This window comes from Paraburkholderia sediminicola (assembly GCF_046026895.1).
In the GTDB taxonomy this organism is placed as follows: Bacteria; Pseudomonadota; Gammaproteobacteria; order Burkholderiales; family Burkholderiaceae; genus Paraburkholderia; species Paraburkholderia sediminicola_C.
This window is the reverse complement of sequence record NZ_JAQQEU010000020.1, coordinates 92,657-117,600: the sequence shown is the minus strand read 5'-3', so window position 1 is coordinate 117,600 and position 24,944 is coordinate 92,657. Positions and strand designations below refer to the sequence as shown.

Annotated in this window: 24 protein-coding genes; 15 read left to right on the top strand and 9 right to left on the bottom strand. The window is 64.4% G+C overall.

What is annotated here, in order from left to right; translation table 11 throughout:
- Positions 1-265: 265 nt before the first annotated feature.
- From PQR02_RS16725 to PQR02_RS16715, 3 genes are all read right to left on the bottom strand, one after another.
- The gene (locus PQR02_RS16725; protein ID WP_408232825.1) at positions 266-730 is read right to left on the bottom strand and encodes a DUF2844 domain-containing protein; all 465 of its coding nucleotides are present in this window, start codon (positions 728-730) and stop codon (positions 266-268) included.
- 468 nt (positions 731-1,198) lie between these two features.
- Positions 1,199-1,522, bottom strand: coding sequence for a rhodanese-like domain-containing protein (locus PQR02_RS16720; RefSeq protein WP_121316736.1), 324 nt, complete (start codon positions 1,520-1,522; stop codon positions 1,199-1,201).
- A gap of 58 nt (positions 1,523-1,580) precedes the next feature.
- On the bottom strand, positions 1,581-2,234 hold the full coding sequence (locus PQR02_RS16715; RefSeq protein ID WP_408232822.1) for a protein-L-isoaspartate O-methyltransferase family protein: 654 nt from the start codon (positions 2,232-2,234) through the stop codon (positions 1,581-1,583).
- A gap of 361 nt (positions 2,235-2,595) precedes the next feature.
- On the opposite strand from PQR02_RS16715, the gene PQR02_RS16710 reads away from it, so the two are divergent.
- The 6 genes from PQR02_RS16710 to PQR02_RS16685 all read left to right on the top strand — a co-directional run bounded on the left by PQR02_RS16710 (position 2,596) and on the right by PQR02_RS16685 (position 9,607).
- The gene (locus PQR02_RS16710) at positions 2,596-3,684 is read left to right on the top strand and encodes a LacI family DNA-binding transcriptional regulator (protein WP_408232819.1); all 1,089 of its coding nucleotides are present in this window, start codon (positions 2,596-2,598) and stop codon (positions 3,682-3,684) included.
- A gap of 3 nt (positions 3,685-3,687) precedes the next feature.
- On the top strand, positions 3,688-5,175 hold the full coding sequence (locus PQR02_RS16705) for a sugar ABC transporter ATP-binding protein (RefSeq protein ID WP_408232816.1): 1,488 nt from the start codon (positions 3,688-3,690) through the stop codon (positions 5,173-5,175).
- Positions 5,156-6,169: an ABC transporter permease gene (locus PQR02_RS16700; protein WP_408232813.1), complete on the top strand. Its 1,014-nt coding sequence runs from the start codon at positions 5,156-5,158 to the stop codon at positions 6,167-6,169. The genes PQR02_RS16705 and PQR02_RS16700 overlap by 20 nt, the downstream gene beginning before the upstream one ends.
- Positions 6,170-6,246: 77 nt before the next feature.
- The gene (locus tag PQR02_RS16695; protein ID WP_408232810.1) at positions 6,247-7,209 is read left to right on the top strand and encodes a substrate-binding domain-containing protein; all 963 of its coding nucleotides are present in this window, start codon (positions 6,247-6,249) and stop codon (positions 7,207-7,209) included.
- Positions 7,210-7,297: 88 nt separating this feature from the next.
- A complete protein-coding gene (locus tag PQR02_RS16690) occupies positions 7,298-8,347 on the top strand; it encodes a sugar phosphate isomerase/epimerase family protein (protein WP_408232807.1) in 1,050 nt (349 codons plus the stop codon).
- Positions 8,348-8,455: 108 nt separating this feature from the next.
- Positions 8,456-9,607 (top strand): Gfo/Idh/MocA family protein, encoded by a 1,152-nt coding sequence (locus PQR02_RS16685; RefSeq protein WP_408232804.1) that lies wholly within the window; start codon positions 8,456-8,458, stop codon positions 9,605-9,607.
- Positions 9,608-9,682: 75 nt separating this feature from the next.
- Here PQR02_RS16685 and PQR02_RS16680 read toward each other — a convergent pair whose 3' ends face one another.
- The 3 genes from PQR02_RS16680 to PQR02_RS16670 form a co-directional block, all read right to left on the bottom strand.
- Positions 9,683-9,943, bottom strand: coding sequence for a hypothetical protein (locus PQR02_RS16680; protein WP_149671581.1), 261 nt, complete (start codon positions 9,941-9,943; stop codon positions 9,683-9,685).
- A gap of 109 nt (positions 9,944-10,052) precedes the next feature.
- A complete protein-coding gene (locus PQR02_RS16675) occupies positions 10,053-11,213 on the bottom strand; it encodes an ABC transporter substrate-binding protein (protein ID WP_408232800.1) in 1,161 nt (386 codons plus the stop codon).
- 35 nt (positions 11,214-11,248) lie between these two features.
- The gene (locus PQR02_RS16670) at positions 11,249-12,190 is read right to left on the bottom strand and encodes a CysB family HTH-type transcriptional regulator (RefSeq protein WP_408232797.1); all 942 of its coding nucleotides are present in this window, start codon (positions 12,188-12,190) and stop codon (positions 11,249-11,251) included.
- Between the two features lie 220 nt (positions 12,191-12,410).
- Between PQR02_RS16670 and PQR02_RS16665 the strand changes: the two genes are divergently transcribed.
- The 7 genes from PQR02_RS16665 (at position 12,411) to PQR02_RS16635 (ending at position 20,097) form a co-directional block, all read left to right on the top strand.
- Positions 12,411-14,090, top strand: coding sequence for a nitrite/sulfite reductase (locus PQR02_RS16665; protein ID WP_408232794.1), 1,680 nt, complete (start codon positions 12,411-12,413; stop codon positions 14,088-14,090).
- A 22-nt stretch (positions 14,091-14,112) separates the two neighbouring features.
- Positions 14,113-14,652: a DUF934 domain-containing protein gene (locus PQR02_RS16660; RefSeq protein WP_408232792.1), complete on the top strand. Its 540-nt coding sequence runs from the start codon at positions 14,113-14,115 to the stop codon at positions 14,650-14,652.
- Positions 14,649-15,395, top strand: coding sequence for a phosphoadenylyl-sulfate reductase (locus PQR02_RS16655; RefSeq protein ID WP_408232790.1), 747 nt, complete (start codon positions 14,649-14,651; stop codon positions 15,393-15,395). Before PQR02_RS16660 ends, PQR02_RS16655 begins: the two co-directional genes overlap by 4 nt.
- A gap of 112 nt (positions 15,396-15,507) precedes the next feature.
- On the top strand, positions 15,508-16,470 hold the full coding sequence (gene cysD, locus PQR02_RS16650) for a sulfate adenylyltransferase subunit CysD (protein ID WP_408232787.1): 963 nt from the start codon (positions 15,508-15,510) through the stop codon (positions 16,468-16,470).
- 117 nt (positions 16,471-16,587) lie between these two features.
- Entirely contained in the window at positions 16,588-17,904 is a 1,317-nt protein-coding gene (locus PQR02_RS16645; protein ID WP_408232784.1) for a sulfate adenylyltransferase subunit 1, read from the top strand.
- Positions 17,905-17,968: 64 nt separating this feature from the next.
- Positions 17,969-18,724, top strand: a complete 756-nt coding sequence (cobA, locus tag PQR02_RS16640; protein ID WP_408232840.1) for a uroporphyrinogen-III C-methyltransferase — start codon at positions 17,969-17,971, stop codon at positions 18,722-18,724.
- A gap of 197 nt (positions 18,725-18,921) precedes the next feature.
- A complete protein-coding gene (locus tag PQR02_RS16635; protein WP_408232781.1) occupies positions 18,922-20,097 on the top strand; it encodes a GGDEF domain-containing protein in 1,176 nt (391 codons plus the stop codon).
- A 54-nt stretch (positions 20,098-20,151) separates the two neighbouring features.
- On the opposite strand, the gene PQR02_RS16630 is transcribed toward PQR02_RS16635, so the two are convergent.
- Genes PQR02_RS16630 through lptF form a run of 3 tightly spaced genes read right to left on the bottom strand, consistent with a single transcriptional unit; the run spans position 20,152 to position 22,793 of the window.
- Positions 20,152-20,532: a sirohydrochlorin chelatase gene (locus PQR02_RS16630; protein WP_408232778.1), complete on the bottom strand. Its 381-nt coding sequence runs from the start codon at positions 20,530-20,532 to the stop codon at positions 20,152-20,154.
- 11 nt (positions 20,533-20,543) lie between these two features.
- A complete protein-coding gene (lptG, locus tag PQR02_RS16625; RefSeq protein ID WP_408232775.1) occupies positions 20,544-21,692 on the bottom strand; it encodes an LPS export ABC transporter permease LptG in 1,149 nt (382 codons plus the stop codon).
- A gap of 3 nt (positions 21,693-21,695) precedes the next feature.
- Entirely contained in the window at positions 21,696-22,793 is a 1,098-nt protein-coding gene (lptF, locus tag PQR02_RS16620) for an LPS export ABC transporter permease LptF (RefSeq protein WP_408232772.1), read from the bottom strand.
- A 137-nt stretch (positions 22,794-22,930) separates the two neighbouring features.
- Here lptF and PQR02_RS16615 point away from each other — a divergent pair, with 137 nt between their 5' ends.
- Positions 22,931-24,457 (top strand): leucyl aminopeptidase, encoded by a 1,527-nt coding sequence (locus tag PQR02_RS16615; protein ID WP_408232769.1) that lies wholly within the window; start codon positions 22,931-22,933, stop codon positions 24,455-24,457.
- Positions 24,458-24,527: 70 nt separating this feature from the next.
- Positions 24,528-24,944, top strand: a complete 417-nt coding sequence (locus PQR02_RS16610; RefSeq protein WP_408232766.1) for a DNA polymerase III subunit chi — start codon at positions 24,528-24,530, stop codon at positions 24,942-24,944.

Below are 24,944 nucleotides of genomic sequence, written 5' to 3'. Positions count from 1 at the left end.
GGACTCGGACTCGGACTCGGACTCGGACTCGGACTCGGACTCGGACTCGGACTCGGACTCGGACTCGGACTCGGACTCGGGCTCTGACTCGGGCTCTGACTCGGCTTCGCCGGCTTATCGCTATTATTCGTCACGTTAGCGCCGCCATCATCACCGCCGCCGCCGCCGCATGCGGACAGCGCCACGCCGGCGGTCAACAGCGCGCAGCAGAGCTTTTTGTTTAGAGTCGTCATAGTATTGGTATTCGATGAGTCCACGCGCCGCTTCATTGCAGGTTCTCCATGCGGACATTGGCGGGAACGAGGCGCGGCAGAAATGCCCTGCCGAAGAAATAGCCTGTATGGCCAGCCGATTCGATATGGAAGTCGCCGTTGTGCTGGACCATCGGACCGATGCCGCGCGGGCGGCCGTCGCCCGGGCTCACGAAGTTCGGGAAGTAGCTGCCGAGCAGTTCGCTCATGTCCGGGCGCACCGGGCCATGCCACGTAACGGCGAACACCACGTTGGTGGGCAGTACGTATTCGCGGATCGTCACGCCGTCGGCGTCGTTCGCCTCGCGCATCGTGTACGGCGCAGCCGCAGCCGGATCACTCGACCCACTCCCCGACGTGAGCAACGACCGCGATCCCGCCGCCGCGTGTGTCCGCGTAGCTGGCGCTGCGCCCAATGTCGCATAACAGGCGAGCGGCGCCAGGGCCGCGATCGCCAGCGCGAGCTTCACAAGTTTCATCTCATTGCTCCAGAAAACAGGTCGGAGCATGGTGCCCGCAGGCCGTTATCAGGATTGCAGGAAAATTCTGAATAGAGGATGGGAAACGGCGTGAGGCGGCGAAATCAACGCGCCGTCGACGCAGTCGTCAGAACGCGACTAACGGGCCGGTCCGCTGGCTGATCCTGGCCGTGCCGGTCATCGTAAGGAGTCGGAGCATGATGCTCACGCGATGCTTAGGAAGCCATGCGAAGTTTCCGCGGCCGATGCGTGAAGTAGCGTGATGAAAGGGGGGTTATTTCAATGCGCGCGGTGGATGTGTTCGGCGCGCGCGCTTCGCAGTTGCGCGTCGCTGGACAGCGCTTCGTCGTAGAGCAGGGACATGCCGACGGCCCGCGCAGGCAGCGCAGCGAGCGCGCGCACGCCGGCGCGGCCACGGACGCAAGGCGCGGCGCCCGTTGGCGCGTCATCGCGACGCGCCGCTCAGTCTCAGTAGGTGGGAACGGACGGATCGACCTGACGCGACCATGCGTCGATGCCGCCTTGCAGATTGAACACGTTGGTATGGCCGCGCGATTCGAGGAACATCGCGACCTGGGCGCTGCGCGCACCGTGATGGCAGACGCAGACGATTTGCGCGTCGTCGTCGAGTTCTTCGCTGCGCGCGGGAATCTCACGCATCGGGATCGACACGGCGCCGGCGATCGACGCCGTTTGCAATTCCCACGGCTCACGCACGTCGAGCAGCACGGGCGCGGGTCGCGAGGTGTCGGCGAGCCATTCGGCGAGCGCCGGAGCAGTCAGATTTTGCATCAGCGGACATCCAGTTCAGAGGACGGCCGCACGCGGGCCGTCCGGATCGACGTAAAGCTTAAAACTTGAAACGCGGCGGCTGCACGGCGTTGATCAGCGGCTCGACATAGGTTTCGAACACGTCGGCGATGCGGAACTGCTTCTCGTCGATACGCGTGATGATTTGCGCCTTCATGACCGGCGCGGTGCCGACGAACGCCGCGAGGCGGCCGCCGATCTTCAGGTGTTCGAGAATTTCCTGTGGCAGCACCGGCAGGCCGCCCGACACGCAGATCACGTCGTAGGGCGCCGCGCCGGCCCAGCCGCGCGACGCGTCGCCGGTGGCGACTTCGGCGTTCAGCACGCCGTTGGCGATCAGGTTGTTGCGGGCCAGCTCGGCCAGTTCGGGTTCGATATCCACCGTCAGCACGTGCTGCGCGCGATGCGCGAGCAGTGCCGCCATGTAGCCCGAGCCCGCGCCGATTTCGAGCACGCTTTCGTGTTTCTTCACCGCCAGTTCCTGCAGTACGCGTGCTTCGACGCGCGGCGCGAACATATGCTGGCCGGCCGGCAGCGGCACTTCGAAGTCGACGAAGGCCAGCTCGCGATAGACGGCGGGGACGAAATTCTCACGCTTGACGATCGAGAGCAGATTCAGCACGTCCTGGTCGAGCACTTCCCAGGGGCGGATCTGCTGTTCGATCATGTTGAAACGCGCTTGCTCGATGTTCATGGTGGATTCGGCGGTTTGGTTTGGCGAGTGGGCGGCAGTTCGACGAGGCGTTTGACGATGCGGTTGATTGCAGTTGGCAAACGCCGCCACTGACTTTTTTGCCTCCGGCCGGCAGCTTCCCGAAGCTCGCCCGAACCTCGCGAACGAGACTCCAGCGATAAGGGACGCAAGCCGCGCCAGGGTAACTGCGGGATTGTACCAAATGGCGGCGGCCAGCCGTGCCGTCGCGGGCACTGTGCCGCGCCCGGCGGCAGAGGCAGCGGCTGCGCGTGGCCCGTCGCGATCCCCGTGTTAATCCCTAGCGATCCGTCCTTGCGATTTCCGCTTTGATCGCCCAAGAATGTAATCGATTACATTTTCGATGCGAGATCCCTTGTCCAGATCGTCGTCCAAGGCGCCTGCGGCGGCATTGTCCAACGCGCGTTCCCAACCGCAAGGCCGGCCGCTGCCTGCCGCCGAAGGCTCGTCGATCGCCGGGGTCGCGCAGCAGGCGGGGGTGTCGGTGGCCACGGTGTCGCGCGTGCTGAACGGTCACGAGAACGTGCGGCCCGCCACGCGCGACAAGGTGCTCGCCGCGATCGACGCGAGCGGCTATCGCGTCAACGAACTCGCGCGCAATCTGCGCACCGCCGAAAGCCGGCTGCTGCTCACCATGGTGCCGGACGTCGGCAATCCGTTTTATGCGGAGATCGTGCGCGGCATCGACAGCGTCGCGCGTCAACACGGCTACTTCATGCTGCTATGCGACACGGGCGCCGATCCGGGCCGCGAGCGCAGCTACTTCGACCTGCTGCGCCGCCGCCGCGCGGACGGCGCGATCTGCCTCGACCCGGCCACCATCCAGCAGGCGCTCGGCGACGCGTCCGGCGCGCTGCCGTGGGTCGCGTGCTGCGAGTTCGACCCGGCGGTCGGCGTGCCGTACGTGGGTATCGACAATTACCGCGCCGCGGGCGACGCGGTGCGCCATCTGCTCGCGCGCGGCCACCGGTGCATCGGGCTCATCAACTCCGACGTGGCCTACCTGTACGCGCGGCAGCGTCAGCAAGGCTATCTGGACGCGCTGGCCGAAGCCGGCATCACGCCCGATGCGCGCTGGCGGATGAACCTGAACAGCCTCGACTACGAAGCGGGCGCGTCGGCGGCGGTCACGTTGATCCAGCAGCCGGGCGCGCCCAGCGCGATCTTCGCGGTGTCCGACACGCTGGCGATCGGCGTGATCCACGGCTTGCGCAGCGTGGGCAAGCGGGTGCCCGACGACGTCGCGGTGGTCGGCTTCGACGACATCTCGCTCGCCGCGCAGATCGACCCGCCGCTCACCACCATCGCGCAGCCGATGCGCGAGCTGGGCGAAACCGCCGCGCGTCTGCTGTTGCAGCGTCTCGCGAATCCGTTGGCCAACGTGCCGGGCGTGCTGCTGCCGCATCGGCTGGTGATTCGCGGGAGCGCGTGAACCATGAGCCTCGCCGTCCGTTTCGACGACATCCGCAAAGACTTCGGTCCGGTCCGCGTGCTGCACGGCGTGAGTTTCGATCTGGCGCCAGGGCGCATCTACGGTCTGCTCGGCGAGAACGGCGCGGGCAAATCGACGCTGATGAAAATTCTCGCCGGCTATGAAACCGCGACGTCGGGCGCGTTGCTGGTCGACGGCCACGCGCGGCAGTTCACCGGATCGCGCGACGCCGAAGCGCAGGGCATCGTGCTGATCCACCAGGAGTTCAACCTCGCCGAGCATCTGACGATCGCGCAGAACATGTATCTCGGCCACGAGAAGCGGCGCGGCTGGTTTGTCGACGACGCCGCGATGCGCGCCGACGCCGCGCGTTATCTCGCGCAGGTCGGGCTGGAGAAAGCGCCGGACACGCGGGTGCGCGAGCTGATCGTCGCGGAAAAGCAGATGGTGGAGATCGCGAAGGCGCTGTCGCGCCGCGCGCGTCTGCTGATCATGGACGAGCCGACCGCCACGCTCACGCCGTCGGAGACCGAGCGGCTTTTCACGCTGATGGCGAAGCTCAAGGCCGACGGCGTGACGATCGTCTACATCTCGCACAAGCTCGACGAAGTGGAGCGCATCACCGACGAAGTGATCGTGATGCGCGACGGCCGCTTCGTCGCGCGCGGCGAGACGGCGGCGCTCGCGCGTCAGCAGATGGCGAACCTGATGGTCGGGCGCGAGCTGTCCGACATGTTTCCCGACAAGCTCACCGTGCCCGCCGACGCGCCGCTCGCGTTGAAGGTGGACGGGCTCGCGGTGCCCGAGTGGGTCGAGGACCTGAGCTTCGACGTGCGCGCGGGCGAAGTGCTCGGCTTCGCGGGCCTCGTCGGCGCGGGCCGCACCGAGGCGTTCGAAGCGATCCTCGGCTTGCGCAAGCGGACCGCGGGGCGCATCGAGATCGCCGGGCGGCGCGCCGATCTGAAGAGCCCGCGCGACGCGATGCGCCACGGTCTCACGTATCTCAGCGAGGACCGCAAAGGCAAGGGCCTGCACGTGGACCTGAGCCTGCAGGACAACGTCACGCTGATGACGCTCGAACGCTACGCGCATCCGCTGCTCGACATGAAGGCGGGGCGCGCCGCGTTGACGAAGGCGGTCGGCGAATTCGGCATCCGCACCGGCGACCTGTCGAGCCGCGCGCGCATGCTCTCCGGCGGCAATCAGCAGAAGCTCGCGCTCGCCAAGTTCCTGCAGCCCGAGCCGAACGTGATCGTGCTCGACGAGCCGACTCGCGGCGTCGATGTCGGCTCGAAACGCGACATCTATTTTTTGATTCATCGGCTCGCGGCGCAAGGCCGCGCGGTGATCGTCATTTCATCCGAACTGATCGAGCTGATCGGCTTGTGCCACCGCGTCGCCGTGATGCGCGCGGGACGCCTGCAAGCCACGCTGACGCTCGACCATCTCACCGAAGAGGAGTTGATCGCTCATGCGACCGGCACCCACTGAAGCCGTGCGATCCGGCCGCGCGCTGCGCTTCGCGCATCGACTGTATGCGCTCGGGCCGCTCGTCGGACTGATTTTGCTGTGCATCGTCGGCACGCTGCTGAACCGCGACTTCGCGACGCTCGACAACCTGATGAACGTGCTCACGCGCACGTCGTTCATCGGCATCATCGCGGTCGGCATGACCTTCGTGATCATCTCGGGCGGCATCGATCTGTCGGTCGGCTCGATGGCGGCGCTGATCGCGGGCAGCATGATCTGGCTGATGAACGGGCTCGCGGCGGGCGCGGCCGGTCACACGTTCGCGCCGCTCGTGATCGTGACGATCGGCATGGTCGCGGCGCTCGTGCTCGGCGGACTGTTCGGCTGCGCGCACGGCCTGTTGATTACCAAAGGACGCATCGAGCCGTTCATCGTCACGCTGGGCACGCTGGGCATCTTTCGCGCGGTGCTCACGTGGCTCGCCGACGGCGGCGCGCTGACGCTCGACAATTCGTTATCCGATCTATACGGGCCGGTCTACTACGCGAGCCTGTTCGGCGTGCCGGTGCCGATCTGGGTGTTCCTCGTGGTGGCGGCGGGCGGCGCGCTGATCCTCAATCGCACCACCTTCGGACGGCACGTCCAGGCGATCGGCTCGAACGAACAGGTCGCGCGCTATGCGGCGATTCGTGTCGACACGGTGAAGATCGTCACGTATGTGCTGCTCGGCATTTGCGTCGGCGTCGCGACCGTGCTGTACGTGCCGCGGCTCGGCTCGGCCACGCCGACCACCGGCCTCTTGTGGGAGCTGGAGGCGATCGCTTCGGTGGTGGTCGGCGGCACCGCGCTCAAGGGCGGCGAAGGACGCGTGATCGGCACGGTGATCGGCGCGATCCTGCTGTCGGTGATCGCCAACATTCTGAATCTGACCAGCATCATCAGCGTGTATCTGAACGCGGCGGTGCAGGGCGTGGTGATTATCTTCGTCGCGTTCGTGCAGCGCGGACGGCGATAGTGTTAGTGCTTCAAGTCGCAACAACGGCAAGTCCGGGAATCGGGGCGCCCGAACGCCTCACTAAAGGAGACACAACCATGAAGCAGGTCATTCGAGCGGTCGGCGCCGGCATGCTGGCGTTGGGGATACTGGGCACGGCGGGGCTCGCGCGTGCCGACGACAAGGTCACGCTGGGCGTCGCGATTCCGACAGCCGACCACGGCTTCACGGGCGGCATCGTCTGGTGGGCGAACAAGGCGAAAGCCGATCTGGAGAAAGCGCATCCCGACCTGAAGGTGATCGTGAAGACGGCAGCCGGCGCGCCCGAACAGGCGAACCAGTTGCAGGATCTCGTGACGGTCAACAAGATCAACGCGCTGGTGATCTTCCCGTTCGAATCGGCTTCGCTCACGCAGCCGGTCGCGCAGGTGAAGAAGAAGGGCGTGTACGTGACGGTGGTCGACCGCGGCCTGACCGACACGAGCGCGCAGGATGCGTACGTGGCGGGCGACAACACCGCGTTCGGCAAGATCCCCGCCGAGTATCTGGCCAAGGCGCTCGACGGCAAGGGCAACATCGTCGCGCTGCGCGGCATTCCGACCACGCTCGACAACGAACGCTGGGCCGCCTTCACCGGCGTGCTGAAGAACTATCCGGACATCAAGATTCTCGACGGCAAGTACGCGAACTGGAATCGCGACGACGCGTTCAAGGTGATGCAGGACTATCTGACGCGCTTCAAGCACATCGACGCCGTGTGGGCCGCCGACGACGACATGGCGGTCGGCGTGCTGAAGGCAATCGATCAGGCCAAGCGCGATGACATCAAGATCGTGTTCGGCGGCGCGGGCTCGAAGGGCATGGTGAAGAATGTGATGGACGGCGCGCCGATGATCAAGGCCGACGTGTCGTACTCGCCGAAGTTCATCTACGACGCGATCAAGCTGACCGCCGAGGCGCGCCTGAAGGGCGAGAAGCTGCCGCCGACCACGATCATTCCCTCGGTGCTGATCACGAAGGAAAACGCGCAGCAGTACTACTTCCCGGACTCGCCGTTCTGAGCCCGAGTCCTCGCGCGCGCGCCGTGCCGGCGCCGGACTTTGCGCCGGCCAAGCGCGGCGGGCGCGCGCCCGTACGAGGAACCTGACGATGAAAACCATCAAAGGGCCGGCAATTTTTCTCGCCCAGTTCATGGGCGACGAGGTGCCGTTCGACAATCTCGCGCATCTGGCGGAGTGGGCCGCGAGTCTCGGCTTCAAGGGCATTCAGGTGCCGTGCGACCCGCGCCTGATCGACCTGGAGCAGGCCGCCGCGAGCCAGAGCTATTGCGACCAGTTGCGCGAGACCGCGGACGACGAGGGGGTGACGATCACCGAACTCTCGACGCATCTGCAAGGCCAGCTGGTGGCCGTGCATCCGGCGTACGACGCGCTGTTCGACGGCTTCGCCGCGCAGCGGGTGCGGGGCGACCCCGCCGCGCGCACGCAGTGGGCGATCGGGCAGATGAAGCTCGCGGCGCAGGCGTCGCGACGTTTGGGCTTGAGCACGCACGTGTCGTTTTCCGGCGCGCTGGCATGGCCGTATCTGTACCCTTGGCCGCAGCGTCCGGCGGGACTCGTCGAAGCGGCGTTCGACGAGCTCGCGCGCCGCTGGACGCCGATTCTCGATGCGTTCGACGAGGCCGGCGTGGACGTGTGCTACGAATTGCATCCGGGCGAAGACCTGCACGACGGCGTGACCTTCGAGCGTTTTCTCGATGCGGTGAAGCAGCACGCGCGCGCCAACATCCTCTACGATCCGAGCCACTTCGTGCTGCAGCAGCTCGACTATCTTGCGTTCATCGACATCTATCACGAGCGCATCAAGGCGTTTCATGTGAAGGACGCGGAGTTCCGGCCGAATGGCAAGCAAGGTGTGTATGGCGGATATAGCGGCTGGGTCGAACGCGCGGGGCGCTTCAGATCACTCGGCGACGGACAGATCGACTTCGGCGCGATCTTCTCGAAGATGGCGCAATTCGATTTTCCCGGCTGGGCCGTGCTCGAATGGGAGTGTGCGCTCAAGCATCCGCACGACGGCGCGCGCGAAGGCGCGGAGTTCATTCGGCGGCACATCATTCGCGTCGCCGAGCATGCGTTCGACGATTTCGCGGGCAGCGGTGTCGACGACGCGCAGTTGAAGCGCGTGTTAGGTCTCTGACGGCAGTTTCGCGGGCGCGGTTTGCAGCGCTACGAGGCAGCACGCGGCGTGGCGGAGCGTGCTGCACACGCGAACTGCGCGGCGGTCAAACCCAAAGGAGTGAAGGCGATGCCACAAAGAAGGCTCAGGTTGGGTATGGTCGGCGGCGGCCAGGGCGCGTTCATCGGCGCGGTGCATCGGATCGCCGCGCGGCTCGACGATCGTTTCGAAGTGGTGGCGGGCGCATTATCGTCCGACCCGCAGCGTGCGCAAGCGAGCGCAGCCGAGGCCGGCATCGCGCGCAGCTACGCGGACTGGCGCGAGATGGCGCGCGCCGAAGCCGCCCGCGACGACGGCATCGACGCGGTCGCGATCGTCACGCCGAATCATCTGCATGCGCCGGTGGCGACGGCGTTTCTCGAAGCGGGCATCCACGTGGTGTGTGACAAGCCGCTGGCGATTTCGCTCGCCGAAGGCGAAGCGCTCGCGAAGCTCGCGCGCGAGAAGGGCAAGCTGTTTGCGCTCACGCATACGTATTCCGGCTACCCGCTGGTGCGTCATGCGCGCGAGCTGGTCGAGCGCGGCGAGCTGGGCGAGATCCGCGTGGTGCAGGTCGAATACGCACAGGACTGGCTGGCCGAACCGGTCGAGACGGGGGGCGCGAACAAGCAGGCCGGCTGGCGCACGGACCCCGCGCTGGCGGGGCCGGCGGGCTGTCTCGGCGATATCGGCACGCACGCGTATCAGCTCGCGGCCTTCGTCACGGGAATGACGCCTCGGGCGCTGGCGGCGGAGCTGCATACCTTCGTGCCCGGACGGCGCATCGACGATCACGTGCAGGCGATGCTGCGCTATGCGAACGGCGCGCGCGGCATGTTATGGGCGAGCCAGGTGGCGAGCGGCGCGGAGAATGGGTTGCGGCTGCGGGTCTATGGAACCAAGGCCGGCCTCGCTTTCGATCAGGAACAGCCGAACGAATTGTGGTTCACGCCGTTGGGCGGCTTGACCGAGCGGCTCACGCGCGGGCGCGTGAAAAGCGCGCTCGCCGCGCACGCGACGCGTGTGCCGCCCGGGCATCCCGAAGGTTATCTGGAAGCGTTCGCGCAGTTGTACAAGGACGCGGCGTTGCAGATCGAAGCATTGGACGAAGGCCGCGCGTTGCCTGCGGAAAGTCTTCTGCTCACGACAGTGGATGATGGTGTGGCGGGGCTGCGCTTCATCGATGCGGTGCTCGCGAGCAGCGCGGCGGACGGGCAGTGGCGCGAGATTGAAGGGGCTTGAGCCTAGGTGCGGAACGCTTTGTTCTCGCCGCTTGCGCGTCGCGCAGCGGCTGGCGCCGTGGTGCTCATCCCCGCGTCACCCGCCCTTGCTCTTCTTGATCTGCTCTTCAAACGCGATATCGAGCTTGCTCGCCTTGCGCGGTTTCTGCGGGCCGAACGCATCGACGAACTTGACGAAGTCGTCGAGCGTCAACGGATCGGAGACTTTCTTGTCCGTGCCGCTCGATTTATCGACCAGATAGAACAGGCCACCGGACAGGCTGATCGCGGCGAACTGCGGATTGCCGCTGCGCGTTTTCAGCCGTTCGACAGCGTGGATGGCTCGGGTGGTGCGCATGGTGGGGGACTGCTGATCGGGAACAGACTACTACTTTAACAATTTCGCCGCCGCCACGTCGCGCCCGGTGCCCGGCGTGGCGCGGCGGTGCGGCCCCCGGCTCGGCGGCCTATTGACTCAGATAGACGAACTTGCCGTTCCTGATCGTACCCATCACGCTCGCGCGCTGGTCCAGGCCCACGTGGTCCTTCGGGCTCGTGTTGACCACGCCGTTCGGCACGACCAGTTCGTGCGCGTGCTCCAGTTCGTCGCGCAACGCGACGCGGAATGCCGGCGTGCCCGGCTGCGCGGTCTTCAGTGCGCGCGCCACGGCGTCCTGCAAACGCGGATACACGCCCGCCGCATCGCCCGCGAACTGGGTCACGCTGCCCGCGCCGTACTTCGCCTCATACTCGTTGGTGAACGCGAGCGCCGCCTTCTTCGCCGGATGATCGGCCGGCAGCGAGCGCGCGACCACGACCGGCTGGGTCGGGAACAGCGTGCCTTCCACGTCCTTGCCGCCCAGCTTGATGAATTCCGGTGTGGCGATGCCGTGGGTCTGATAGATCGCCCCTTTGTAGCCGCGCTCGATCAGCGTGCGCTGCGGCAGCACGGTCGGCGTGCCGGCTCCGGCGATCAGGATCGCGTCGGGTTTGGCGGCCATCAGCTTCAGAATCTGGCCGGTCACGCTCGCATCCGTGCGGTTATAGCGCTCGGTCGCGACCAGCTGGACATGGCGCAGCGCCGCGAACTTGCTGAACTCGTTGAGCCAGCTCTCGCCGTAGCCGTCCGCGAAACCGATGAAGCCCACCGTCTTCACGTTGTGGTTCGACATGTAGCGCGTCATCACGTCGGCCATCGCGCTGTCGGTCTGCGCCATCTTGTAGGCCCAGACCTTCTTGCCTTCCTGCGGCTCCACCACGCTGGCCGAGCCGATCAGCGTGATCATCGGCGTCTGGCTTTCGGCGACCGGGTCGAGCGCGGCCATCGCGGCCGGCGTGATGTTCGGGCCGACGATCGCGTCGACGTGGTCCTCGTTGATCAGCTTGCGGATGTTGCGTACGGCCGCGCCGGGGTCGGACGCGTCGTCGAGGAAGATGTAGTCGGCTTTCTGGCCGGCGATCGTCGCGGGCCACATCAGCATCGCGTTCTTGCTGGTGATGCCGATCACGGCCGCCGGGCCGGTGCTCGACAGATCGATGCCGACTTTCAGGTCGGCATGGGCTGCGGTGGCGAGCAACAGCGCGCCGAGAGCGGCTACGCCGCGAAGTTTGTTGTTATGCGACTTCATCGATAAGGGTCTCCGTAGCAAGAAGCGTGGTGATATCAAAGTTCGTAGGTTTCGTGTTCGCCCTTGAGTGCCTGTTCGATCAGCTTGCGGTTCATGCTGGGCGACAGCAGTTCGACGAGCGTATACACGTAGCTGCGCAGATAGGCACCCTGTTTCAGCGCGACGCGCGTGACGTTGCTGCCGAACAGGTGGCCGACCGGCATCGCGCGCAAATGGCGGTCGCGCTCGGCGTTGAACGCGATATCCGCCATGATGCCGACGCCGAGGCCCAGTTCCACATAAGTCTTGATCACGTCGGCGTCGATCGCTTCCAGCACGATGTCCGGATGCAGCCCGCGCAGGCGGAACGCCTCGTTGATCTTGGTGCGGCCGGCGAACGCGTTGTCGTACGTGATCAGCGGATATTGAGTCAGATCATCCAGCGCCAACAGTTTGCGCTCGAGCAGCGGATGATCCGGCTGCATCACCGCGACGTGGTGCCACTGGAAGCAGGGCAGCGAAACCAGATCCTTGTAGTTGGCGATCGCCTCGGTGGCGATTGCCAGATCGGCCTGGTCGTGCAGCACCATCTCGGCGACCTGGGTCGGGCTGCCTTGCAGAATTGAAAGGTGGACTTTGGGAAAGCGTTTCTTGAACTCGGCGATCGCGGCCGGCAGCGAGTAGCGCGCCTGGGTGTGGGTGGCGGCGATCACCAGATTGCCCTGATCCTGGGCCGCGTAATCCTTACCGACGCGCTTGAGGCTCTCCACTTCCTGCAATATCTTCTCGACTGACTGCAAAATGATGCGTCCCGGTTCGGTCAGCGAACGCACGCGCTTGCCGTGCCGCGTGAAGATTTCGACCCCCAGCTCGTCCTCGAGCTCGATGATCGCTTTCGAAACGCCCGGCTGGCTGGTAAACAGCGCTTTGGCAGCTTCGGTGAGGTTAAAGTTCTGCCGCACTGCCTCGCGGACGAAGCGGAATTGATGCAGGTTCATATATAACCTCTCCGCATATAAAAAGAATTTTTTAGTCGTTTGAAATATAAGGGGAGTTTATTACGATCTGTCCATCTTTTTCAATATGGATATCTGTATTTGTCGTAAGCAAATGAGAGATCGGTCTGAACGCTCGTTTGCGGTTGCTGACCAAGACAGATGTTCAAGGCGCGGCGGAACCGGACTGCCGTGTATCAGCCAAAAAAATTGGGGTCCCCGAATGTACCAATACGATCAGTACGACCAGACCATCGTCGATGAACGAGTCGCGCAATACGCCGATCAGGTTCGCCGCCGCTTGTCGGGCGAATTGAGCGAAGAGGAGTTTCGTCCGCTGCGCTTGCAGAACGGCCTGTACTACCAGCGCCACGCGTACATGCACCGCATCGCGATTCCGTACGGCAACCTGCGCAGCGACCAGATGCGCGTGCTCGCGCAGATCGCGCGGGAACACGACCGCGGCTACGGCCATTTCTCGACGCGCTCGAACATCCAGTACAACTGGATCAAGCTCGAAGAAACGCCGGAAATCCTGCGCAAGCTCGCCGCCGTGCAGATGCACGGCATCCAGACCTCGGGCAACTGCATCCGCAACATCACGGCTGACCAGTTCGCCGGCGTGGCGCCGGACGAAGTGGTCGATCCGCGTCCGTGGGCGGAAGTCCTGCGTCAATGGTCGACCTTCCATCCGGAATTCGCGTGGCTGCCGCGCAAGTTCAAGATCGCCGTGTCGGGTTCGAAGGAAGACCGCGCGGCCGTGCAGATTCACGACATGGGCGTGTATCTGCGCAAGAACGAGCAGGGCGAGCTGGTGGCCGACATCCTCGCCGGCGGCGGCATGGGCCGCACGCCGATCATCGGCGCGGTGATTCGCCGCGATCTGCCGTGGCAGCATCTGCTGACGTACTGCGAAGCCGTGCTGCGCGTGTACAACCGCTATGGCCGCCGCGACAACATCTACAAGGCGCGCATCAAGATTCTCGTGAAGGCGTTGAGCCCGGAGAAGTTCTCGGCGCAGGTCGAAGAAGAATGGCAGCATCTGAAGGACGGCCCGTCCACGCTCACGCAGGCGGAAGTGGACCGCGTGGTCCAGTGCTTCCAGCCGCCCGTGTACGACAAGCTGCCGGACACGGACGCTTCGTTCGAAAACCATCTGCTGGAAAGCCGTGCATTCGCGCGCTGGGTCGAGCGTAACGTGCGGCCGCACAAGGTGTCGGGCTACGCGTCGGTGACGCTGTCGCTGAAGCCGACCACCATCGCTCCGGGCGACGCCACCGACACGCAAATGGAAGCGGTCGCCGATTGGGCCGACGAGTACTCGTTCGGCGAAATCCGCGTGTCGCACGAACAGAACCTGATTCTCGCCAACGTCAAGAAGCGCGACCTGTTCGCGCTGTGGGAAAAGGCCAAGGCGCAAGGTTTCGCGACGCCGAACATTGGCTTGCTGACCGACATCATCGCGTGCCCGGGCGGCGATTTCTGCTCGCTCGCGAATGCGAAGTCGATTCCGATCGCGCTCGCGATCCAGGAACGCTTCAACGATCTCGACTACGTGTACGACCTCGGCGACGTGTCGCTGAACATCTCGGGCTGTATCAACGCGTGCGGTCACCACCACGTCGGCAACATCGGCATTCTGGGCGTCGACAAGGACGGCTCGGAGTGGTACCAGGTGACGCTCGGCGGCGAGCAGGGCACGGGCGCCACCGGCGCGCACCTCGGCCGCGTGATCGGTCCGTCGTTCTCGGCGGAAGAAATGCCGGACGTGATGAGCAAGGTGATCGACACCTTCGTGGAGAACCGCCAGGAAGGCGAGCGCTTCATCGAAACGTACAACCGCATCGGCATCACCCCGTTCAAGGAACGCGTGTACGCCTCGCGTCAACCGGCTCACGCGTAACCGCGAAAAGGATACTGAACAGATGGCTTCTATCATCAAGAACCGCGCAATCGTCAACGATGACTGGACGCTCGTGCGTCCGGCGGAAGACGGCTCGCTGCCCGCGGTGAACGAGTTGCCGGCCGGCAAGCTGCTGGTGCCGCTCGCGTTGTGGCAAGCCGAACGCGACGCGTTGAGCGCGTCGCGCGGTGCGGCTGAGCTCGGCGTGTGGCTCGCGCCGGACAGCGAACCGGCGGACATCGCCGGCGACTTCGACAAGCTCGCGCTGATCGCCGTGGACTTCCCGGTGTTCCGCGACGGGCGTGGCTATAGCATTGGCCGCCTGTTGCGCGAGCGTTATGGCTACAAGGGCGAACTGCGCGCGATCGGCGACGTGCTGCGCGACCAGCTGACGTTCATGTTCCGTTGCGGCTTCGATTCGTATGCTCTGCGCGCGGACAAGGACTTCGACGACGCGCTCAAGGCGTTCGACGAATTCAGCTTCAACTATCAGGGAGCGGTGAATTCGTCGCCGCTGTTCCGTCGCCGCGCGGCGGGTGAACTGCAAAACGCGTCGGTATGAGCGACGTGCACACGCTCACGCCTGAACTCGCCGCGAAGGTGGAGCGCCTCGACGCGCTGCTCGACTCGATCGCCGCGCGTCACGCGAACGTGAAGCTCGCCAGCAGCCTCGCCGCGGAAGACATGCTGCTCACGCACGCCATCTTGTCGCGCGGCGTGAAGATCGGCATCTTCTCGCTGAACACGGGCCGCTTGCATGCGGAAACGCTCGGCATGCTCGATCGCGTGAAAGAGCGCTATGGCTACGAGATCGAACAGTTCCACCCGCAGACTGCGGCGGTCGAGGAATACATCGGCTCGCACGGTCTGAACGCGTTTTACGAAAGCGTCGATCTGCGCAAGCGTTGCTGCGAGATCCGCAAGGTCGAGCCGTTGAACCGCGCGCTGTCGGATGTCAGCGCATGGGTGACGGGCCAGCGCCGCGAGCAGTCGGTCACGCGCGCCGAACTGCACGAGGAAGAGCACGACGCCGCGCGCAACATCGCAAAGTTCAATCCGCTGACGGTCTGGACCGAGGCCGAGGTGTGGGATTACCTGAAAGCGTTCGACGTGCCGGTCAATCCGCTGCACGCACGCGGGTATCCGAGCATCGGCTGCGAGCCGTGCACGCGCGCGATCCGTCCTGGCGAGGACAGCCGCGCCGGGCGCTGGTGGTGGGAGTCGCGCGATACGAAGGAATGCGGACTGCACATCACGACGATTACCCCGATTGCGATCGAGCGCAGCGAAAACGCTTCGGTCTGAGGTTTCGTACACTGATGACCCGGCTGGCAGTCCGAACGCCGCATATACCGATTTGAATAGTTCCGCCAGGGCGAGCAACCGCTCGCCGGGCGAATCAACGAAGGACCCAGATATGAGCACCACGCTCGATTCCACTGTGAACGCTCCGCTTGCCAACACGGCAAACCGTATGGATCACCTTGATTGGCTCGAAGCCGAGTCGATTCACATCCTGCGCGAACTGGTCGCCGAATGCAGCAAGCCCGCGCTGCTGTTTTCGGGCGGCAAGGATTCGGTGGTGGTGCTGCACCTCGCGCTGAAGGCCTTCGGCATCGGCGCGAATCGCAAGACCGTGCTGCCGTTCCCGCTCGTGCATATCGACACCGGCCACAACTATGACGAAGTGATCGACTTCCGCGATCGTCGCGCGCAGGAAATCGGCGCGGAACTGGTGGTGGGCCACGTCGAAGATTCGATCAAGCGCGGTACCGTGCGTCTGCGCCGCGAAACGGATTCGCGCAACGCCGCGCAAGCCGTGACGCTGCTCGAAACCATCGAACAGCACGGCTATACCGCGCTGATCGGCGGCGCGCGCCGCGACGAAGAGAAGGCCCGTGCGAAAGAGCGCATCTTCTCGTTCCGCGACGAGTTCGGCCAATGGGACCCGAAGGCGCAACGCCCGGAACTGTGGAGCCTGTACAACGCGCGTCTGCATAACGGCGAACACCTGCGCGTGTTCCCGATCTCGAACTGGACCGAACTCGATGTGTGGCAGTACATCGCCCGCGAACAGCTCGAACTGCCGTCGATCTATTACGCGCATCAACGCGAGATCGTGCGCCGCAATGGCCTGCTCGTGCCGGTCACGCCGCTCACGCCGATGCGCGAAGGCGAGACCAGCGAAACCGCGCTGGTGCGTTTCCGCACCGTCGGCGATATCAGCTGCACGTGCCCGGTGGAAAGCGATGCGGACGATCTCGAGAAGATCATCGCCGAAACGGCCGTGACCGAAATCACGGAGCGCGGCGCGACGCGGATGGACGATCAGGTCTCCGAAGCCGCGATGGAACAGCGTAAGAAGCAAGGTTATTTCTAAGCGCACATGGGGACCGGAGTAAGTGCTTCGCTCTAAATCCGGTTGACCGCAACAAGTTGCATGGGACCAGAGTAAGCGCTGAAGCGCTAACTCTGGTCGACAGAGGGTAAGACAATTATGAGCAGTATTCATCATCCAGAAGACCTCGGCGTGCTGCGTTTCATCACCGCGGGCAGCGTCGACGACGGCAAGAGCACGTTGATCGGCCGCCTGCTGTACGACAGCAAGGCAGTCCTGAGCGACCAGCTCTCGGCGCTGTCGCGCGCGAAGAACAAGCGCACCGTCGGCGACGAAATCGATCTGTCGCTGCTGACCGACGGCCTCGAAGCCGAACGCGAGCAGGGCATCACGATCGACGTCGCGTACCGCTATTTCGCCACGGCCAAGCGCAAGTTCATCATCGCCGACACGCCGGGTCACGAGCAGTACACGCGCAACATGGTGACGGGCGCGTCGACCGCGCATGCGGCGATCATCCTGGTCGACGCGACGCGCGTGACGTTTGTCGACGGCGTCGCGCAACTGCTGCCGCAAACCAAGCGTCATAGCGCGATCGTCAAGCTGCTCGGCTTGCAGCACGTGATCGTCGCGATCAATAAGATGGATCTGGTCGAATACAGCGAAGCGCGTTTCGACGAGATTCGCGATGCGTATGTCGAACTCGCGCGTCAGCTGGGTCTGACCGACGTGCGTTTCGTGCCGGTGTCGGCGCTCAAGGGCGACAACATCGTGACGGCGAGCGAGAGCATGCCCTGGTACGCGGGCGAGCCGCTGCTGGACCTGCTCGAAGCGTTGCCGGTCGAGATTCCGACCGGCCAGGCGCTGCGTTTCCCGGTGCAATGGGTGGCGCGCCAGGACGGCAGCCAGGCCGACGATTTCCGCGGCTACATGGGCCGTGTCGAAGCCGGCGAAGTGAAGCTCGGCGACACGATCGTCGTGCTGCCGGCTAATCGCGAAGCGACGGTAGCCGAGATCATCGCGCCGGTGGTGGGCGGCACGGCCGCGGTGGATCGCGCGTTCGCGGGTCAGACCGTGACGATCCGTCTCGCGGAAGACGTCGACGTATCGCGCGGCGACACCTTCGTGCTGCGTGAAGCGGCGCCGGAGCCGGCGAAGAAGCTCGAAGCGGACCTGTGCTGGTTCGACGACACGCCGCTGTCGACGCAGCGCAAGTATCTGCTGAAGCAGACCACCAACACGGTGTTCGCGCGCATCGGTGCGATCAAGGAAGTGCTCGACGTGCATACGCTATCGCAGGCGACCGATCGCAAGGAGCTCGCGATGAACGACATCGGCCGCGTCGCGTTGACGTTGCAGAAGCCGCTGGTGTGCGACGTGTACGATTCGCATCCGGGCACGGGCGCATTCGTGCTGATCGACGAGGCGACGCACCACACCGTCGCGGCCGGGATGATCCGGGCGTTTTCGGCGTAAAACGGGCGATGGGCGCGCGGCGTGGCAGCGCGGCGCCGGCGCCCTAACCAAGAGGTTGATGCAAATGGGTAAGGTTTATCTGATCGGCGCGGGGCCGGGTGCCGCGGATCTGATTACGGTGCGTGGCGCACGGCTCCTCGCCGCCGCCGACGTGGTGCTGCACGACGCGCTGGTCGAGCCGGCCATGCTCGACTATGCGCCGGCGCGCGCGCGGCGCATTGCGGTGGGCAAGCGCTGCGGTCAACTGTCGACCGCGCAGCAGTTCATCAACAAGCAGATCGTGGATGCCGCTCTGGAACACGATGTGGTGGTGCGTCTGAAGGGCGGCGACCCGATGCTGTTCGGCCGCGCCGATGAAGAAATGCGGGCGCTGGAAGCGGCGGGCATCGAATATGAGGTCGTGCCCGGCATTACCGCAGCGCTCGCGAGCGCGGCCTCGCTGAAGCGTTCGTTGACGCTGCGGGGCGTCTCGCGCAGCGTGGCGCTGGCTACGTTCAGCCGCGCGCCCGGGTCTGATGAGATTCGCGAGCAGGTGAACGCGGATTCGCTGGTGTTTTACATGGGCCGCGATAGTGGCGTTGAGATTGCGCAGCAGTTGATCGACGCCGGCAAGCCCGTTTCCACGCCGGTGGCGATCGTCGAGGCTTGCAGCACGGAACGCGAACGCATGCTCACGCTCACGCTCGAGGCGCTTGCCGCGGGCGACGCGCAGCGTTGGGTCGATGCTTCGCAGCCTAGCTTGCTGATGATCGGTGAGGCATTCGCTGCCCGGCAGCTCGAGGTGGTTCGTTCGGCGGATGGAATGTTGGTGGCCGCCTGAGTTTTTGTGGTTGCCTGCGCGGTGGTCGAGCTTGTGTTTCCGCTGCGCCGGTTTCCTTTCCCATACGTGTTCCCGCGTTGCTGGGAGTTCGCGCGGCGGCGTGACCGCCGAACTCAGTCCGCGATCATGCTGTGATATTTTTCAGCGTAAAATGCAACGCCGCCGTTATATATCGGCGTAGAGCCCTTACGCCAGCAATGCACGTCGACCTTCTCACCCTCTACTTCCTTTCGATCGGAACTCTTCTCGCCAGCGCCGGCATGACGTTCTGGGAGCATCGCGTTCATCCCAAGCGCAGCAGGGAATTGAGAATACTGGCCGCGGGATATGCGACGCTTGCCATCGGCTGTGCGGCAGCGACTTTGCGTAGCGTGCTGCCCGGTGCGTCAGGCGCCGCCATTAGCAATCTCATCATCGTCGGCGGATATCTTCTGGTCCTGCATGGCGTCGCATCCTTGAGCGGCCGGCAACACCGTGCGGGTTCGATCGGGCTGCTGGTCCTGCTGGCGCTAACGTGGGTGGTGGGCGCGCGCTGGCAGGATACCGTCTGGAACTATGTCAGCTCGATACCCATCGCACTGGTTTCCGGCATGACGTCTCGCGAGCTGCTGCGAAGCGACGGGATCAAGTGGGTGCAGTCGCGGCATATCGTCGTGTGGGTGACGGGCATCCATGCGGTCTTCTATGCGTTCCGGGCCTTCATCCTGCCTTGGCTGGCGAGCGTGTATGGGCCGAACATGCTGTCGATCGCCGGCAAGATCACGATGTACGAGGGCGTCCTGTATTCGGTCATTCTGCCGATGACGCTGCTGCGGTTAATCCGCGAGGAAACGCACGGCCAGCTTTTGCGGGAATCCCAAACGGATTATCTGACCCATCTCGGCAATCGCAGGTGGTTCTTTGAAGAGGGCGCGCAGGTCATCCGCGACAGGGCAGGTCGCCGGCCCATTTCACTGCTCACGTTCGACCTCGATCACTTCAAATCGATCAATGATCGCTACGGTCACAAGGCTGGCGACGAGGTCCTGAAGTCGTTTGCGGAAGTCGTGCGCAGCGTGGTGGGGCCGCAAGCGCTGGTCGCGCGCATTGGGGGAGAGGAGTTCGTGGCTTTGTTGCCCGACCATGATGGTCCGCGCGCCAAAGAGGTGGGCGAAAACGTCGTCACGCATTTCGCCCGGACGGTTGCTCACAGGGTGGACGGCGTGGCGATCCAGGCCACGGTCAGCGTCGGCCTCGCTGAGTCCGAAAGCGAAGCGCCCGCGCTTGCCGACCTGCTGGCAGCCGCCGACGAGGCGCTATATCGCGCGAAATCGCTGGGTGGTAACCGGCTTGAATGGACGCAGACCGGGGCACGTTTGGCGGCCGCCTGTTGATGACGTGGCAGACCACGTCTGCCAAAGCCACAGTCTGAGAAAAGACGACCGGAATCAAACCTGCCGCAAGCAATATTGCGCGACCGCATCGAGAACCGCTTCATCCTCTCCGACCGCCACCGCGCACCTGATCTCGACGCCCGCGTGCAGCGCGCGACACCGCTCGATCGCATCAGGCAGATCCTTTCTGATATGCCCGCCTTGCCCGAAAAACACCGGCACGACGGTAATCACATCACAGCCCTGAGCAACAAGCCCACTCACCGCAGTGGGCAGATCCGGCTCCATCAACTCGAGAAACGCCAACGTCACCGGCCCGGCGGCAGCACCCGTCGCACGCACGGCCTTGAGCTTCTCCGCGAGCCGCTCGAACGGCTCGCGCCAGCGCACATCCCTCGCGCCATGCCCGAACAGCACCAGCCCGTGCGTTGTCATGACATCCGCTCCTAATGGCGGTCAACCCACTTCAGCCCGACCAGTCCGAGCACCAGATACACCAACCCCGGCGTCGCCGCGGTCAATGGCGCGGGCCACGTATTCAACGTGCCGATATGCGAGAACAGCGTATTGAACAGCTGGAAACTCATCCCCAGCATGATCCCGCCGAACACCTTCACACCGACCACGCCAGCCCGCGTATGAAGATACGCGAACGGCAGCGACAAGACCAGCATCACGAACACCGCGAACGGATACAGCAGCTTGCGCCACAGCGCGATTTCATAGCGCTGCGTGTCCTGGTGATTCTCGGTCAAATGCTGGATGTAGCGGAACAGGTTGAACATCGACATGCGGTCCGGTGACACCAGCAGCACCGACAGAATCTGCGGCGTCAGTTCGGAGCGCAGTGAATACTCCGGCAACGACACCTGCTTCGCGCGATACACCGGATTCAGTGCATCGGCCGGCGTGCCCGGAGGAGGGGGGACGTCGAGCAGTTGCGTATCGGTCACGCCCGTCAGTTGCCAATGGCCCGGCGGCTGATACCGGCCGCTTTCGGCGGTGCGCACGTTCGACAGACGGAACTTCGAATCGAACTCGTAAATGCGCACATTGGCGATCGTCGCGTCGGGCTTCAACTCGCCGACGTTGACGAAACGCGTCACCTGCTCGCCGTCCGCGCGCGCGGTCAGCGTGTCCTTGACCCACACGCCTGACTGGAAGTTGCTCGACACCGACGAACCCAGCGCCTCGAGCCGCACGCGCTCCGACAGTTGATCCGTGTACGGGCCGACCACTTCGCCGATCAGATACGTGAGGAACACGAGCGGAATGCCGATCTTCAGCAGCGAGCGCAACGACCGATTGGTGGCGAGGCCGGAGACGCGGAAGATCGTGTACTCGGAGTTCGCCGCCATCTGCGCGAACACGTAGATCGCGCTGATCAGCGCGGCGACCGGAATGATTTCATAGAAGCGCGACGGCGTTTGCAACGCGACGCGCAGCACCGCGTACTGGAATTTGTAGTTGCCGTGGCCGACCGAATTCAGTTCGTTGATCAGGTCGAAGAAGAAGAACAGACCCGAAAACGCGAACAGAATGAAGATGAACGTTAGATAGATCTGACGCGCGAAATATCGCTCATAGATGCGCATCGGTCAGGCTCCCTGCGAACGGCTGAACATGGCCCGCGTGAAGAGCGGACGGTTGCGCACGCGCATCCAGAAGATGAACGCGACGATCGCCGCCACGATGACGTGCAGGATCACGAGCCCCACCCCGAACGACATCTTGCCCTGCTCGATCCACGACTGCACCACGTTCAGCAGATTCGAATACGTCAGATAGATCAGCACGGCCATCACCAGATTGATAGTGCGGCTGCGGCGCGGATTCTGATGCGCGAGCGGAATGGCGAGCAGCATCAGGTTGATCGCGATCAGCGGCAGCCCCGCGCGCCATGCGAATTCGGCGAGGTTTTCGTTGGTGGGGTTGCGCAGCAATGCGAGCGTGGGCGTGCCGGTGGTGGTCGGCGTATTGACGACCGGCTGACTCTGGATCTTCACGCCGTAGCGCTCGAACTCCATGATGCGGAAGTCGGGGTGCCCAGGCTCGCCGTCATAGCGGCGGCCGTTTTCCAGCACGACGAAGCGGTCGCCGTTCTTGTGTGTTTCGGTATGGCCGTACTTCGACACCACCACGTTGACCTTGCCGCCTTCCGTGCTGGTCACGAACACGTTCTCCACGCGCCCCTGGTCGGGTGACATCTTTTCGATGAAGAACACCCGGTGGGTGGTGGCCGACTCGCGGAACTGGCCCGGCGCGAGCAGCGAAACTTCGTCGCGCTGCTGGAAGCGCGCGCGGATCAGCTTGCTCTGCTGGTTCGACCAGGGCCAGCCGACGAACACGAAGAACATGATGAGAATGATGATCGGCGTGGCAAAAATGCCGATCGGCTTGATGAACCGTGTCAGGCTGACACCCGAGGACAGCCACACGACCATCTCGGAGTCTTTGTACCAGCGCGTGAGGACGAACAGGATCGACACGAACAGCGTCGCGACGAGCATGATCGCCAGATAGCCGATCACGGTCAGGCCGATCAGGACCAGCACGTCGCGCGGGTCGATCTCGCCCGAGGCCGCGAAGCCGACGATACGGATCATCATCGTCGTCAGCACGAGCGTGAGGAGAACCAGGAACACGGCACCAGCCGTATACGCGAGTTCGCGCTGGAGGGAGCGTTCGAAGATCATTATTGATGAGGAGAGGGGGCGCTCTCGGCGATGTGCGGGTTGCTTCCCGTCACGCCTCCGGTGCAGCCGCCGCGGGAAAAATAGCGGATAATTGCGGCTTTCATCCTAAGCCCAGATTTTATCCGAGGACAAGCGCGATGGACTTTAGCATAAAAGCCTGTGATTGGACCAAGGGCTCGTCAAACGGTTTCCTGACCGGCAAATCCGATTGCATCGTTATCGGTGTGTTCGAGTCGCAAACGCTCTCGGGCGCCGCGCTTGAGATCGACGCCGCCACCAAGGGGCTCTTGACGCGCATCATCAAGGCCGGCGACATGGACGGCAAGGCCGGCACCACGCTGTTCCTGCATGAAGTGTCGGGCATCGGCGCGTCGCGCGTGCTGCTGGTCGGTCTCGGCAAGCAGGACGCCTTCAGCCAGAAAGCTTACGGCGACGCCGTGCGGGCCGCCTGGCGCGCGCTGCTCGGCACCAGGATCGTTCAGGTCACGTTCACGCTGGCCCAGTTGCCGGTGCTCGAACGCTCGGCCGATTGGGGCGTGCGCGCCGCGATCCTCGCGCTGCGCGAGCTGACCTACAAGTTCACGCAGATGAAGAGCAAGCCGGACAACTCGGCGCGCGCGTTGAAGCGCGTCGTCTTCAGCGTCGACACCGGTGACGAGAAAACCGCCAAGCTGGCCGCCAAGCAGGGCGCGGCGCTGGCCAACGGCATGGACCTCACGCGCGACCTCGGCAATCTACCGAGCAACGTTTGCACGCCGACCTACCTCGCCAACACCGCGAAGAAGCTCGCCAAAGACTGGAAGCTGAAGGTCGAGGTGCTCGGCGAGAAGCAGTGCGAGGCGCTCAAGATGGGCTCGTTCCTGTCCGTCACGGCCGGCTCGGTCGAGCCCGCGCAGTTCATCGTGCTGCAGTACCAGGGCGGCGCTGCGAAGGCCGCGCCGGTGGTGCTGGTCGGCAAGGGCGTCACGTTCGACACGGGCGGCATCTCGCTGAAGCCGGGCGAAGGCATGGACGAGATGAAGTACGACATGTGCGGCGCCGGTTCGGTGCTGGGCACGTTGCGCGCGGTCGCCGAAATGGGCCTGAAGATCAACGTGGTCGGCATCATCCCGGCGGTCGAGAACATGCCGTCGGGCACCGCCACCAAGCCGGGCGACATCGTCACCAGCATGAAGGGCCTGACGATCGAAGTGCTGAACACGGACGCCGAAGGCCGCCTGATCCTGTGCGACGCGCTCACATACGCCGAGCGCTTCAAGCCGGCCGCGGTGATCGACATCGCCACGCTGACGGGCGCGTGCATCATCGCGCTCGGCCATCACAACAGCGGGCTGTTCTCGAAAGACGACGCGCTGGCGGGCGAGTTGCTCGACGCGTCGCGCGAAGCGTCCGACCCGGCCTGGCGCCTGCCGCTCGACGACGAGTACCAGGACCAGCTGAAGTCGAACTTCGCGGATGTCGCGAACATCGGCGGCCGGCCGGCGGGCAGCGTGACGGCGGCGTGCTTCCTGTCGCGCTTCACCGACGCGTACCCGTGGGCGCATCTGGATATCGCCGGCACCGCGTGGAAGGGCGGCGCGGCGAAGGGCGCCACCGGCCGGCCGGTGCCGTTGCTCGCGCAGTTCCTGATCGACCGGGCCGCGGACGGTCGCGCCGCGCAATGACGCATTGCAGTAAGCCCGCGGGCGCGGCAAGCCTGGCAAGCGCGGCGACGGCAGCAGCGCGGAGCCGCCGATGACGAGAATCGATTTTCACTCGAACGTCGGCGATTCGCTGCTGTATGCGTGCCGCCTGATCCGCAAGGCGTATCAAGCGGACCAGCCGACCATCGTGCTGGCCGAGCCCGCACGCCTGCGGGAGTTCGACGAACAGTTGTGGACCTTCGCGCCGCTCGACTTCGTGCCGCACTGCATGGCGGGCACGCCGCTCGCCGCGCAAACGCCGATCGTGCTGGCCACGAGCCTCGACGACGTCCCGCATCACCAGGTGCTGCTCAATCTCGGCGCGACAGTACCCGCGCAATTCGCGCGTTTCGAAAGATTGCTGGAAGTGGTCGGTAACACACACGACGAACTGATTGCGGGTCGCGAGCGTTATCGCTTCTATCGCGATCGCGGCTATGCTTTGAACAACTACAAGCAAGGCAGCTAG